Here is a 13,414-nt window from a genome sequence, read left to right as displayed (position 1 = left end):
TTCGACTCCCTTTCTCGTTTAAAGACAAATGTGACTTATTCTGATTGACCTGGTCTAGGCGCTTGCCACGGCCAGCGGCCATCAATCTCTAAAGTCAGGGACCAGCTTAAGAAGCAACGAATCAAAACGATAGCGCCCAGTACCGCCACACTAGTCAATGTTGGGCTTATGGCTACCGTCCGAATCACATCACCTGCAACTAAGACTTCGAGCCCCAGAATAAGCGAGCGCACGATTTGTATGCGAAAGGTTTTATAAGCAATATCGGCCGTCTGAGTAATCAGACCTTTTGCAAAACAGAAGAGGCCCCATAAAACACCGATGGACACTACGGCTACTCCAAGAGCATCCATCACATCACTGACATCTCGAATAATTTCAATTTGATTCATATTGCAGTCTTTTGAGATTGAATGCCTACATATTAGCTCGTTTAGCACTAGCCTCCGTTATAAACTACACTGTGCCATCTATTGCTAGATTAAATCTAAGGAAATCAGAATGAGCTTAATTGACAAATTACAGTGGCGCTATGCCACCAAGAAAATGGACTCCACAAAGTCTGTACCGCAGGATAAGGTAGAGCAAATACTGGAGGCTATTCGTTTAACTGCCAGCTCTAGTGGATTGCAGCCTTATGAAGTGCTTGTGATTACCAATAAAGCGATTCGTGAAAAGATCAAAGCAATCTCCTGGGATCAAACCCAAGTAGTCGACTCTTCTCACTTGCTCGTTTTTGCCGCTTGGGATACCTATACAGCAGACCGAATCAATCAATCATTTGATATGACTGAGAAGCTGCGCAACTTCAAAAGCGAAGCTGGTGATATCTATCGCCAGAAGCTACTAAGTGGTTACACCGCAAAAGATGCTGAAACCAATTACACCCATGCTGCAAAGCAAGCTTATATTGGACTCGGCACCGCCCTCATTGCGGCCGCATACGAACAAGTAGATTCCACTCCAATGGAAGGCTTTGATGCTGCAGCCCTCGATGAAATCCTCGGCCTCAAAGCAAAAGGTTTGCGCAGTGTTGTCATGCTGCCGCTAGGCTATAGAAAGGCAGATGAGGACTGGTTGCTTAACTTGAAAAAAGTTAGAAGACCCAAGGAAGACTTTATTACTTGGATTGAGTGATAGGTAGAAGCATAGAAAAAGTAAAAGCCACCCGAGGGTGGCTTTTTTGACGACAAAATTAACTGTTTAGTTAATTAAGCAGCTTTGCGGCTTTTAGCTGCTGGCTTAGCAACAGCGTATTGACCTTGAATGTTTGCCAAAGCAGCATCAACACTCTTCTCAAAGTTAGCAAATGCGTCAGTTGCAGATGCGCGAACTTGGTCAAACTGTTGGAGTGAAGAATCAAATGCAGTTTTGAATGCAGAAACAAAAGCTTCAGAACCAGCAGGAGCTGTCTTAGTAGCTTCTTTAACAAACTTAACCAAATCCGCACGTGCGTCATTGATAGAAGCGTCAACTACTTGAGCAACTTCTTTGTTACCGTTGCGAACTACTTGGTTTACTTTAGCTTGGTATGCAGCAGCATATTTAGCAGCTTCTTGAGCAGCTTCTGGCTGAGCTAATTTAGCCAATTGTTGTGGGTCCTTGATTGCCAACAATTGTGAGCTTGTATCTTGAGCAGCAACTAAAGCATCTTTAGCGGCAGCTTGGTTGATTTCAGCTAATTCTTGAGCGCTCTCAACAGCAACTTGTGCCAAATGTTTAGCAGTTTCGATTGCTTTAGCTTGTGCAGAAGCGAGTTGGTCGTTTAATTGGTTTTGAAACATGATTTATCCTAACTTTAAGTAAATGAGGTTTTTTATTGCGATGCACCATTTTAAGATCCCCATTTTCCAAAAGCAAGATATTTTTGTTGCAAAGCAACATAAATTTTCTAAAACCCCATTTCAAGGCTTTAAATGGGGTTTATTACTCAATCAGCCCTACTTTTCCCATATAACTTTTAGGGGCATTAGATAGAAACTTCCAAAAATCAATAGCAATAAAGGGTTGGGCTCCTTTACTTTATCCAGGTAGTAAATTCCTCCGCACTCACCCTGGGGGTAATAAAGGTGTTCACAATCTCGCTTTTATCGGCATAACCCAGTGCCATACCGCACACAAGCATCTCATTCTCTTGCGCACCAATACAAGGCAGGATGATCTTGGCATAGTCATTCCATGCCGCTTGCGGGCAGGTATCCAAACCTTCACCTCTAGCTGCAACCATCATGTTCTGCAAAAACATTCCATAGTCAAGCATCGAACCTCTGCCAAGCTCCTTGTCGATAGTGAAGAAGATGCAAACGGGAGCGCCAAATGCCTCAAAGTTTTTTCGATGCTGAGCATGCATCTTGTCTTTATCGCCTTTAGTAATTCCTAATAAACCATACAAGCCCCAACCATTTTCGCGACGCCTATCTATATAAGGACTAAACCATTTGGTAGGGTAATAGTCATAAGCAGATTGATATTCTTTTGCCAGCTCGGGGTTAAGTGCAATGCCGTCATAAGCAGCACATACCTTTTCGCATAAATTCTTAAGTGCTTCCCCCTGAACAACATAGGCTTTCCAGGGTTGAGTATTCGTACCCGATGGTGCACGCGCAGAGATATCGAGCAACTTGAGGATGATCTCTTTTGAGACGCCTTCTTTTGTAAACGCTCTTACCGACATACGTGAGGTAATTGCCTCTGCTGGAGTTAATGCCTTCATTGGTATCCTCTTGCTTTGTTGGGTTTTACTGAGACTTAGCGCTACTAGCTCTTGCCTTATGTAGCTTCCGATAGCTATCGATCAAACGATGATGCCTGTCTAACCCCTCTAACTTCATACTTGTTGGCGTTAAACCATAGAAACGAACACTGCCATCGATTGAACCTAAAACGGCATCCATCCTAGCGTCACCATACATACGGCGGAAGTTCAATTCATAGTCTGACATCTCTAATTCATCATCTAGGTAAACTTCAAGGGCGGCATCTAGAGCCTGGTAAAACAATTTACGCTCTACTGTATTGTCGTTGTATTGAAGAAATGCACCGACCAGTTCATGCGCTTCATCAAATTGCTTCATGGCAAGATGAATTAACAACTTTAACTCCAACACAGTAAGTTGACCCCAAACGGTATTCTCATCAAACTCAATGCCAATTAATGTGGCGATGTCGCCATACTCATCTAGTTCGCTATTCTCAAGGCGGTCCAGTAGCGACGCTAGACTGGCATCGTCAAGTTGAGATAAGTTCAAAATATCAGAGCGGAATAATAAAGATTTATTAGTGTTATCCCAAATCAAGTCTTCGATCGGATAAACCTCAGAATATCCTGGCACTAAAATCCTGCAGGCTGTTGCGCCCAGCTGATCATAGACGGCTACATAAGCCTCCTTGCCAATCTTTTTCAGAATACCGAACAGAGTTTCAGCTTCTCTAATATTCGAATCCTCACCCCTGCTAGAGAAGTCCCACTCTACAAATTCATAATCTGATTTGGCGCTGAAGAAACGCCAGGACACAATGCCGCTGGAATCAATGAAGTGCTCAACAAAATTATTAGGCTCAGTCACCGCCTCGCTGGCAAAGGTAGGTGGGGGCAAATCATTCAGACCTTCTAAGCTTCGACCTTGCAATAACTCAGTCAAACTTCTCTCTAAAGCAACTTCAAGACTTGGATGTGCGCCAAATGAGGCAAAGACACCACCTGTTCTTGGGTTCATTAAGGTAACGCACATCACTGGATAGATGCCGCCTAGAGATGCATCTTTAACTAATACTGGGAAGCCCTGCTCCTCCAGACTCTGAATGCCAGCCAGAATGCCGGGATACTTCGCGAGCACTTCCTGCGGCACATCCGGCAATGCAATTTCGCTTTCCAGAATTTCACGCTTTACTGCTCGCTCAAAAATCTCTGACAAGCACTGCACCTGGGCTTCGGCTAAGGTATTGCCGGCGCTCATACCATTACTCACGAACAGATTCTCAATCAGGTTGGATGGAAAATACACAGTCTCGCCGTCGGATTGCCGCACATAGGGCAATGAACAGATGCCGCGCTCTACATTACCGGAATTCGTATCCACTAGATGCGAAGCTTTTAGCTCTCCATCTGGGTTATAAATATTTTGACAATATTCATCCAGAATTTCAGTGGGCAATGCATCTTTCTTGCCGGGCTTGAACCAACGCTCATTGGGGTAATGCACAAACTCTGCATTAGCAATGTCCTCGCCCCAGTAAGCGCCAGCATAGAAATGGTTATTACTTAAGCGCTCGATATATTCACCCAAAGCAGAAGCCAAAGCACTTTCTTTGGTTGCCCCTTTGCCATTGGTAAAGCACATCGGGGAATGCGCATCACGAATATGCAAGGACCATACATTCGGAATCAGGTTGCGCCACGAAGCGATTTCGATCTTAATACCCAGATTAGCCAAAAGACCCGACATATTGGCAATGGTTTGCTCCAGGGGCAAATCTTTACCCAGAATGTGGGTGCTAACACTAGCATCAGGCTTTAGAGTCAGTAGGCTCTGAGCATCAGCATCAAGATTGGCAACCTGCTCAATAACAAATTCGGGACCTTCCTGTACCACCTTCTTAACCGTACAACGCTCAATTGAGCGCAGAATACCTTGTCGATCCGTTGCTGAAATATCGGCCGGCAGCTCAACTTGAATTCTAAAGATTTGTTTGTAGCGATTTTCTGGGTCGACAATATTGTTTTGTGAGAGACGAATATTCTCGGTAGAAATATTCCGAGTTTCGCAATACAGCTTTACAAAGTAAGCTGCACATAAAGCAGATGAAGCTAAGAAGTAATCAAATGGTCCTGGCGCAGATCCATCGCCCTTATATCGAATAGGCTGGTCAGCAATAACCGTGAAGTCATCGAACTTTGCTTCTAAACGAAGCTTATCGAGAAAGTTGACTTTGATTTCCATGGGGATGCTTCCAAAATAGCGAAAAAAATGTTGTGAGCATCATTATCCATCCCAACACCATCTGCGGAATGGCTTTAAAGGCTATGTCAGCCACATTTGGCGATATATGCCATCCCGATCATAATCTTGGGTTTGCTTAGCCACATTAAAAGGCCTACCCCCTCTAGGATCAGTGCCCTTGCCGGCAATATATAACCAGTTGCCTTGATTGCTATAAACATCATAGTCAATCAATTGATATTCAAACCAAGCAGAACCTGCTTGCCAATCACCCTTCATATCATAAATCCAATAGCTCGCCACAATTTGACGCATACGATTGGATAGATAGCCCGTTTTTTTCAATTCACGCATGCCAGCATCTATCAGTGACTCCCCGGTAGCGCCAGACGACCATTGATAGAAATTTTCACCATCAAACTGATTGCTAGACACCCTACTTAAACCTTTGGAGTTGTAGAGTCTTTTGCCATATTTAAAGTGCAGAAACCGGAAGTAGTCTCTCCAAAGCAGCTCAAACCAAAGCCAGTAGGTTCCATCATTTGCCCCATAGCAAAATTCATAATCTGCTAATTGCTTTGCAATGCAGCCCGCAGAGCAACAACCCTGGGCCAGCCATGGAGAGAATTTGCTGGAGTAGTCCATACCAATCAGCTCATTACGTGTTTGTTTGTAAGTATCAGGAAGGCCTCGCTCAAAATATTGCCGAATATGCATATGAGCACTCTGCTCCCCACCAAAAAAATTTCCGATACTAGATGAAATGTTGCTGTTGAATGCTTTGATAGAGGGTATTTCGATAGCAGGCAATGAAGGTATGCTTTTGGGAGAATCGACAGGGACGGAAAATCTTAAGCCCCTCTTTTCTACTTGCTGACGGAATTGGGTAAAGATATCTGGCATCTCTTCCAATGCAAATGGTAGAGAGTGAGCATCCAACATACTCGATTGCCATCTTGAATGAATCTTAAATCCAGCAGCACTTAATAGCGCCACTTGCTCTAATTCTTCAGGCGCCTGAATTTGCTCGCAATAAATAAGATCTGCTTGAATCTGACTTTTCAATTTCTCAAACACATGCAAGACATCACCAGCGACCTCATATAGGTCCGATCCCAGTTCTCGTAGCTGACCACGTAATTCCTGAAGGGTTTGATCTAAAAATACCCGACGATGCTCCCCCATCCTCGGAAATCCCCATGCGGTATCTTGCTCTAAGTTGGTCTGATGAATATAGACTGGTAGCAGATGATCCGCTGACTTGCATGCCTGCAAAAACGATGGGTTATCTTCCAGACGGAGATCATTTCTAAACCAATAGATTGCAGTTGTCATTTATCTACACCAATCCGAATCACTTGATTTCTATAGGCACCCGATAGCGCCTTTTTGACTATCTTATAGATGTCGAGATCAAACTCCACTTCACCCGACTGTGCCAACTCATAAAGCTCATCCTGATTAATCGCAGTACCCAAATAGCACCATTTATCGACCACAATCATCTCACCACCCTCTTTAATGGCAATGGCTCCAGAATATGGCCAAACCTGAACCTTAAAGAGGTCCATGGCTGTTTTTAACTGCAAATTATGTAAGGCGATAGGGGTAATGTTGATGCAGGTTCCACTGCATTGCTTTACTTGATAGCCAAAGCAAGATTTACCCTCAATACGCTTCTCCAAGCCAAGCAAGGCTTCGCATAAATGGTGTTTTTTTGCCAATGCCTTTAAATAAGCATGCGCCTCTCGCTTGCTATAGAACAAGCCGTATAAATTATCTTGCAAACCAGGAGCCAAATGATGATGAGTTACTAAAGAAGGTGTCAGAACACCACTAACATCCTCCTCTAAGCTCCAGGCACAAAGATCCTTTGATCTACGTAGCTTAATATTCAGAGAAGGCATACGCTCTTTTATCAATCTCGACTCAAGAATTAAAGCGCCTAGCTCTCCACTCGTCTCGATCCAATCAATATCGCGAACCTGCAAAGAAAGTTTCATTTCTTTACGTTGCGTTAAAGCACCCTGAAAATGCCCCATCACCCTGCTCCGCAAAGAAATACTTTTGCCAATATAAAGAGGGGTCTTATTTTCTCCATAAAAGATATAGCAACCTGGGCCATCGGGTATGGAGTCAATTACACCCTGGTCTATGTTAGGGGGAAGACTAGCATTGCCAATGAGTTGGTTTATCGCCTCATTTAACTTTTCTTGCCCAAACTTTGACTCACACACACGCCAAAATTGAAGCAATAAATCAGCATCCCCTAGTGCACGATGTCTAGCACTTACCTTCAGTCCATGCGTACTAATGATGGTGTCGAGGTTATGACGTGGCTGATCTGGGAAAAGTAATCGAGATAGCTTTACGGTACATAAAACTTTAGGCTTAAAGTCAATGCCAACCCTCTTAAAAGAGGCCTTGATAAAACCATAATCAAAGCGAGCGTTATGAGCGACAAATATTTTTCCCTCAAGCTCTTTTTTTAAATCTTCAGCCAACTCAGAAAAACAAGGCCGCCCTTGGACCATTGATGGAGAAATGCCAGTCAGTCTTTGAATATTTTGTGGGATATAGGTTTGAGGATCAATCAACTTTTCCCACATCTGAACCTGATTACCCGCTAGGGTTTTAATTCCAATTTCAGTAATGCGGTCACGATCGAAATGAGACCCTGTGGTTTCAATATCTACAAAAGCTAAATCTGGGTAAGGGCCACGCTGACTGTTCACGCTAGAACCGTTAATTCCATTTAGCTTGCAGATGAAACTCTATTCAGATAGTCAGCAAAACTAAAAATAGAGTTTGGCCCGCGAGGCACATCCTCAACTTTTTTAAAGCTTGTTTTAACAACCTTTTGAGTTTCGCCTTTTTTCTTTTTTTCGAGACTAGGGGTAGCTTGCTTTTCTATTGGTAAGTATTGCTTTCGCTCTGGCGCAGTCTTTACTTCGCTAAAGCGTGGAATGCAGTCTTTGATAGCAGAGGCGAGAGTCACATTAGAAATGCAGCTCATCATATAGGTTTCAAGTGATTGATAGAGCTCTTTAGCAATATCCGATACCTCCACTTTTTTCTTCTTAATTAGGTTCATTGCTAGAACGATATCCTTGATGGTAATAATTCTAGGATCCTTTGAAAGTTGATACCCGCCTGCCCGACCTCTAACTGCAGTCACAAGACCCGACTCCCTTAGTGGGCGCAGCAAAAGTTCGATACGACTGACTGATATATGTTGTCTTTTTGCTATCTCTGGCGCAGGGACAAGCTGCCCATTTGCTGAATGGCTTGCAATATCTACGAGGGTATTGAGAGCTACCCTGACTGCTTTAGTGACTTCCATAGGGGCTTTCGACATAAAAGTTAGATTGGATCTAGTATGAAACTGATCCCAAAAGTGTGCTGCAGCGCATTAATTAACCCTATCTAACTTATGGTTGAAATAATTAGACCCCAGCACCCCCAAGCCTATCGGCTACTGCGCTTTCTCGCTTGTATTCTGGCTGGCGGATTCATTTCTCAAGCCATTAGCTGTCTAGCGGCTTATTTATTAATTAGTGATTCACAAGCCGCAGGTATGGTGGCGCACATAGTAGTTCAGCATCTTTCCAATTACTTTTTAGGATGTGCGTTCGCAATCTTAAGTATTGCCAACGTTCTCATTAAAAGGGGTTTGTTTCCACTTAAGAATATCCGCCTTCCTTTACTAATAATGATGATGGCAGTTGCAGTGGTTAGCTTTCTTCTCATACCTCGCATGGATTACTTGCGTGAAACGGCATTATTAGACGGCACGCCAGTCATGCTCTCGCCGTTTGCTAATTACTTTCAGGTTTTGAATATCTTGACCCTGATGCTGCTACTTACGCAGATCATTGCTAGTATTTTGGTGGCATGGCGTTTGGTTGACTCAAAATCAACCTAGGTGAGCTCGAACCGCAGCAATCAAGGGTATCTGCTGCTCTGGTCTTAGAAACTGACCCAGCTCTATACGTAGGCTTGATTGGCTGATGTGAAAGACTTTCGAGCCTTCCGATGGCAATTCAATTTTGGCCCACTGCGTATTCAGCTCATACACAGTCTCTTTGTAGCCAATGAATTTTTTGACCAGAAGACGTTTGTCATCAATCTCAATCGTTTCACAATCTAACGCATGTCTACAGTAAATTAGAAATCCGAGCGTTACCGCACAAAGCTCCAAAGCTGTAAAAATGGGAATGACCCAAACGCCTGCCAAAAAAAACCCAGTTGCAACTGTTAGGGAGAGACAAACCAGGACAATATAGAACTTGAGGAGCTGCCTGGGAGTCAGTGCGCAGTTTCTGCGCATTTGCCAGCGCTTCATATTGATGTAGTTCTGGAAATGAATAGTGAGAGCTTATTGGCTTTTGCTACGCTCTTGAGATTTCGCCAATTGATCCGCGCTTCTTTGTTGAAAATCTACCATCGAGTGATATCCCATTTGATAACAAGGGCAATGCTTACCCAGAATCCAGCGAGCGAGTTTGACACGAAGTTTTTGGATCATTTTTACCTCTTATTGGTGAACCTCAAATGTAAACGGAAAATGCATTTATTGCTGAGCGCAGATTAAAACTGGGGGGTATTTACCGCGAGATTCGCGTCAGCAAAAATTATTCAAATCCATTACATTGATTACATGACTAATTTAGACTCCACCACTCGAAAAATACCGCTATTCCCGTTGGGAACCGTACTATTTCCGGACGGCGTAATTGCCCTCAAGATCTTTGAGGCACGCTACCTCGACATGATTAAGACATGCTTGCGTGAAAAAACAGAATTTGGCGTTGTTAGCATCATGAAAGACAAGGACTCCAAAGAAGATTCGCCCCTGGTTTTTTCCCAAATCGGAACTCTGGCTCTTATTGAAGATTTTGACCCTATTCAACCCGCCTTGTATATGACTAAGTCATCTGGAACGCAGCGCTTTAAGCTTCTTCATAGCCAACAAGAGGCTAATGGTCTGTGGATTGGTGAAATTGAGCTTCTAGCGAATGATCCCGTTACCCCTATCCCTGAAGAACATCAAAAGGTTGTGAAACTATTGAATGAAATTATTTCAGTGATTCAAAGTGAAGATTTATTAGAAGAATCCCCGTTTAAGAAACCCTTCAAAACAGATGACTGCGGCTGGGTGTCTAATCGCCTTGCAGAACTGTTACCCATCTCCTTGGCCCAAAAGAACCATCTACTAGCCCAAACTAATCCCAGAATCAGACTTGACCTAGTTACGGAAATTATTGAAGACGATGGCTTAAGCAATCTCATGCTGCACTAAATCCATGCTTGATGAGCTTATTCGCAAAACGATTCGTGAAATGGTGGGCGGTGGTGGGCCCCCGGTTGCCTTTCTAACGCCAGCAGGCGATCGCGGCCTCTTTGGCCCGGAATCTATTGCCTGGAAAGTTCATGCGGACTTTATTTCAATGATGATTGGCGGCATTAGCTCGCTGATCATGCAAGCTCTTCATCCACAAGCCTTAGCAGGAGTATGGGATCACTCTAGCTTTAGAGAGGACCTTAAAGGTAGGCTCGGTAGAACGGCTTTCTTCATTGCCGCTACCACCTATGGATCAAATGAGATGGCAGAAAAAATTATTGAAAGGGTTAATCAGATTCATGCAAAGATTAATGGCTTTGATGAATTCGGAAAACCATATTCGGCTACCGATCCACACCTACTAGCCTGGGTTCATCTCACAGAAACGCATAGCTTTATGCAGGCTTTTGAAGACTATAGAAAAGAAAAGCTGAGCTCACAAGACAAGGATCAATACTTTGTTGAAATGAAATCCCTAGGCGAAAGAATGGGCGCCCATAATTTGCCCGTCACCTATGCTAAAACAGATAGTGCAATTCAACACTATATTCCTGAGCTTTACTTTGGAGAACGCGCAAAAAGTATCCTCGATTTGCTCGAGAACTTTCCTAGTAAGCTTGCTGCAAAGCCCTTTATCAAACTCATTACTCGTGCCGGCTATCTAAACCTGCCGGATTGGGTCTACCCATTTATCAAAAGGCCAACTCCTAGCCTGATTGAGCGCTTAGCAGTGAAAAAGAGTGTCGATTTAATTTCAGTACCGATTCGCGAGGCCCTTAAGGATGGGGTGGCCGCCCACTCGCTCCGTAGAGTTTATGGATAATTTATTTGGGAAGACGTCATGATCACTAATTACCTGATATCGGCTATGGTTGGCATCATGCTTTTCTTTACTATCGTTGTAGCCCCAACTGTTTTTAAGGTGCTACCCACTGAATGGTCTGGCAAGTATGTTCGCAACTTCTTTCCCAAGTACTATGCTTGCCTAGGCCTGATTACCACTGCCTGCATTTTTACCGTGGCTGATGGAGATAGCAAGATTTTATTGGCGATCTGCGCACTACTATTTGCCTTTACCCTCTTCTACCTGACTGGAAAAATTAATGAGGCCAAAGATCAGGGCAAAAGTCGTCACTTTCATTTATTGCATGGTGCAAGCGTTGCTATCAACTTATTTCAGTTGATTGCTTTTATTTATCTTTTGGTCAAAACGTCATAAATAGATTGGTGGCTAAGATTCAGGCTTCAACTTGCTTGGATCCGATTCCTTAACCGCATCTTGCTTAATTGGCAAGCTCAAACTAGGGGCAGACATTTTTTCGCCATCCCAAACTTGCCCACACCAACACTCACCTGCATCATTAATGATGCATACGCCTGAGCCACAGCAACGCTTGTCTGGGGTCTTCATACATTAGCCTAATCAAGAAATTGAAATTAGGGCTATTCTAGAGTTTTTATGAAACTAGCGCTTGATCTTGCAACCAGTAAATGATGCAAAGCACTTTATTTGAATCCCCCCTCGGCGACTCAGCTGCGAATATTTTGCCAAAGGATGGGGGCGCTCGCTACTATCCCAAGGTCCTTACTGAACATGACTGCAAGGCAATGATGGGCCAACTTCAGAACTCCCTCAAATGGGAAGCAGAACAACTCATGATGTTTGGAAAGTTGGTGACCACTCGGCGTAAAGTTGCTTGGGTTGCTGATCCTCTGTGCAACTATACCTACTCTGGGGTAAAAAAGATTCCACAAGCCTGGACATCTGAACTCGTCCTGATTAAAGAGAGGCTAGAAGAAATATCACAAACCGAGTTTAATTCTTGCCTACTGAATTTCTACCATGATGGAGATGATGGTATGGGCTGGCACAGTGATGATGAAGAAGAACTCGATCCCGCATCTCCGATTGCTTCACTTAGCCTTGGGGCTCAACGTAAATTTGCCTTTCGCCATAAAAAAGACAAAGGCACAATCTCTCTTTTTTTGGAGAGCGGGAGCGCACTCATCATGCATCCGCCCACTCAAAAGTATTGGCAGCACGCTTTGCTGAAAACTAAAAAGGTGTCGGATATACGCATGAATTTAACTTTTAGAAAAATCAATACTCATGCCAAGTGAGTCCAAATCAAAAGTCACTGTGGCTATCATAGGCGCAGGCTTAGCAGGCCTTAGCTGTGCCACTAGATTGCAAACGCTTGGCTTTCAAGTTCAGGTTTATGAAAAGAGTCGTGGGCCAAGCGGTCGGATGAGTACTCGTCATGGAGAAGGTTGGTCTGCGGACCATGGAGCTCAATATTTCACAGCAAGAGATCCAGTGTTTATTGAGGCACTCAATACTTGGATTAAGGCAGGAGTAGCCGCCAACTGGAATCCACGCTTATCCGTATATGAGGGTGGGCAATGGCGAGAGAGTAATTCCACTAAGCATCGCTATGTGGGCATTCCCGCCATGAACGCACCCGGTCAATATTTAGCTAAAACCATCTCGATTGAGTTTAATCAGACTATCGATAAGATTTACCAGCAAGATGAGAAATGGTTTCTTCATAGCCTAGAGAATGGCGATATTACCCAATCTTTTGATTACCTAGTATTGGCAATACCTGCACCTCAGAGCCGCACTCTTGCTAAATTGGTAGATCACTCCATTGAAGCAGTTTGCTCTAGTGTAAAAATGCAAGGCTGTTGGACAGTGATGGCACGCTTCTCAGAAAAAATGCATATGCCCTTTGATGCTGCCTTCATTAATAATGAAATCATTAGTTGGATCTCTCGAAATCATTCCAAGCCTGGACGTACTGGCCAAGAGACCTGGACAATACATGCCACCCCCCTATGGAGTCAGCAAAGGATTGAGTTAGATAGAGAGGATGCTGGCAAGTTAATTCTAGAGTCGGTAAAGAAGCTTGGACTCAATTGTCAGAATGCTGAAATTTCCATTCATCGCTGGCGTTACGCAAGCGGAGCAATCAATACAGAAATGGGATTTATTCTGCATGAAGATAATAAGCTCAGCCTTTGTGGGGATTGGCTCAATGGTGGCAGAGTAGAAGGGGCCTGGTTAAGTGGCTATCAATTAGCAAGTGCAATCCATATTTCAGCAGCATTAAACACATAAGGATTACAT

At 43.7% G+C, this 13,414-nt stretch carries 16 protein-coding genes; 7 read left to right on the top strand and 9 right to left on the bottom strand.

Going from position 1 to position 13,414, the window contains the following annotated elements; all coding sequences use genetic code 11:
• Positions 1 to 35 precede the first annotated feature (35 nt).
• Positions 36 to 392 (bottom strand): DUF1622 domain-containing protein, encoded by a 357-nt coding sequence (locus ICN34_RS01865; protein WP_072584053.1) that lies wholly within the window; start codon positions 390 to 392, stop codon positions 36 to 38.
• A gap of 109 nt (positions 393 to 501) precedes the next feature.
• On the opposite strand from ICN34_RS01865, the gene ICN34_RS01860 reads away from it, so the two are divergent.
• The gene (locus ICN34_RS01860) at positions 502 to 1,137 is read left to right on the top strand and encodes an NAD(P)H-dependent oxidoreductase (RefSeq protein WP_216120515.1); all 636 of its coding nucleotides are present in this window, start codon (positions 502 to 504) and stop codon (positions 1,135 to 1,137) included.
• A 74-nt stretch (positions 1,138 to 1,211) separates the two neighbouring features.
• On the opposite strand, the gene ICN34_RS01855 is transcribed toward ICN34_RS01860, so the two are convergent.
• The 6 genes from ICN34_RS01855 to ICN34_RS01830 all read right to left on the bottom strand — a co-directional run bounded on the left by ICN34_RS01855 (position 1,212) and on the right by ICN34_RS01830 (position 8,298).
• A complete protein-coding gene (locus ICN34_RS01855; protein WP_216120513.1) occupies positions 1,212 to 1,784 on the bottom strand; it encodes a phasin family protein in 573 nt (190 codons plus the stop codon).
• A 233-nt stretch (positions 1,785 to 2,017) separates the two neighbouring features.
• On the bottom strand, positions 2,018 to 2,713 hold the full coding sequence (locus tag ICN34_RS01850; RefSeq protein ID WP_216120511.1) for a nitroreductase: 696 nt from the start codon (positions 2,711 to 2,713) through the stop codon (positions 2,018 to 2,020).
• A 25-nt stretch (positions 2,714 to 2,738) separates the two neighbouring features.
• On the bottom strand, positions 2,739 to 4,940 hold the full coding sequence (locus tag ICN34_RS01845; RefSeq protein ID WP_216120509.1) for an OsmC domain/YcaO domain-containing protein: 2,202 nt from the start codon (positions 4,938 to 4,940) through the stop codon (positions 2,739 to 2,741).
• Between the two features lie 81 nt (positions 4,941 to 5,021).
• Positions 5,022 to 6,275 (bottom strand): DASH family cryptochrome, encoded by a 1,254-nt coding sequence (locus tag ICN34_RS01840; RefSeq protein WP_216120506.1) that lies wholly within the window; start codon positions 6,273 to 6,275, stop codon positions 5,022 to 5,024.
• On the bottom strand, positions 6,272 to 7,675 hold the full coding sequence (locus ICN34_RS01835) for an exonuclease domain-containing protein (protein WP_216120504.1): 1,404 nt from the start codon (positions 7,673 to 7,675) through the stop codon (positions 6,272 to 6,274). The genes ICN34_RS01840 and ICN34_RS01835 overlap by 4 nt, the downstream gene beginning before the upstream one ends.
• 20 nt (positions 7,676 to 7,695) lie before the next feature.
• Positions 7,696 to 8,298, bottom strand: coding sequence for an Rrf2 family transcriptional regulator (locus ICN34_RS01830; RefSeq protein WP_255538550.1), 603 nt, complete (start codon positions 8,296 to 8,298; stop codon positions 7,696 to 7,698).
• A 75-nt stretch (positions 8,299 to 8,373) separates the two neighbouring features.
• Between ICN34_RS01830 and ICN34_RS01825 the strand changes: the two genes are divergently transcribed.
• Entirely contained in the window at positions 8,374 to 8,865 is a 492-nt protein-coding gene (locus ICN34_RS01825) for a hypothetical protein (RefSeq protein WP_072583931.1), read from the top strand.
• On the opposite strand, the gene ICN34_RS01820 is transcribed toward ICN34_RS01825, so the two are convergent.
• Entirely contained in the window at positions 8,857 to 9,285 is a 429-nt protein-coding gene (locus ICN34_RS01820) for a DUF2244 domain-containing protein (RefSeq protein WP_216120502.1), read from the bottom strand. The genes ICN34_RS01825 and ICN34_RS01820 overlap by 9 nt on opposite strands.
• 315 nt (positions 9,286 to 9,600) lie before the next feature.
• On the opposite strand from ICN34_RS01820, the gene ICN34_RS01815 reads away from it, so the two are divergent.
• The 3 genes from ICN34_RS01815 to ICN34_RS01805 are packed head-to-tail and all read left to right on the top strand — an operon-like array spanning position 9,601 to position 11,503.
• Positions 9,601 to 10,242 (top strand): LON peptidase substrate-binding domain-containing protein, encoded by a 642-nt coding sequence (locus ICN34_RS01815; RefSeq protein WP_216120500.1) that lies wholly within the window; start codon positions 9,601 to 9,603, stop codon positions 10,240 to 10,242.
• A gap of 4 nt (positions 10,243 to 10,246) precedes the next feature.
• Positions 10,247 to 11,107 carry an oxygenase MpaB family protein gene (locus ICN34_RS01810; protein ID WP_072583934.1) on the top strand — a complete coding sequence of 287 codons (861 nt, stop codon included), beginning with the start codon at positions 10,247 to 10,249 and terminating at the stop codon, positions 11,105 to 11,107.
• An 18-nt stretch (positions 11,108 to 11,125) separates the two neighbouring features.
• Complete coding sequence (locus ICN34_RS01805) at positions 11,126 to 11,503, top strand: DUF4149 domain-containing protein (RefSeq protein ID WP_072583935.1); 378 nt, start codon at positions 11,126 to 11,128, stop codon at positions 11,501 to 11,503.
• 12 nt (positions 11,504 to 11,515) lie between these two features.
• Here ICN34_RS01805 and ICN34_RS01800 read toward each other — a convergent pair whose 3' ends face one another.
• On the bottom strand, positions 11,516 to 11,695 hold the full coding sequence (locus ICN34_RS01800) for a hypothetical protein (RefSeq protein ID WP_072583936.1): 180 nt from the start codon (positions 11,693 to 11,695) through the stop codon (positions 11,516 to 11,518).
• An 80-nt stretch (positions 11,696 to 11,775) separates the two neighbouring features.
• Here ICN34_RS01800 and ICN34_RS01795 point away from each other — a divergent pair, with 80 nt between their 5' ends.
• Together ICN34_RS01795 and ICN34_RS01790 are read left to right on the top strand one after the other, a co-directional pair.
• Positions 11,776 to 12,405 carry an alpha-ketoglutarate-dependent dioxygenase AlkB gene (locus ICN34_RS01795; RefSeq protein ID WP_216120498.1) on the top strand — a complete coding sequence of 210 codons (630 nt, stop codon included), beginning with the start codon at positions 11,776 to 11,778 and terminating at the stop codon, positions 12,403 to 12,405.
• 19 nt (positions 12,406 to 12,424) lie between these two features.
• A complete protein-coding gene (locus tag ICN34_RS01790; RefSeq protein WP_370623944.1) occupies positions 12,425 to 13,405 on the top strand; it encodes an NAD(P)/FAD-dependent oxidoreductase in 981 nt (326 codons plus the stop codon).
• Positions 13,406 to 13,414: the final 9 nt, after the last annotated feature.

Origin of the sequence: Polynucleobacter sp. Tro8-14-1, assembly GCF_018881655.1 — a bacterium.
Classification (GTDB): Bacteria; Pseudomonadota; Gammaproteobacteria; order Burkholderiales; family Burkholderiaceae; genus Polynucleobacter.
The sequence above is the reverse complement of the archived record's forward strand: the minus strand, read 5'-3'. Positions and strand labels throughout refer to the sequence as shown.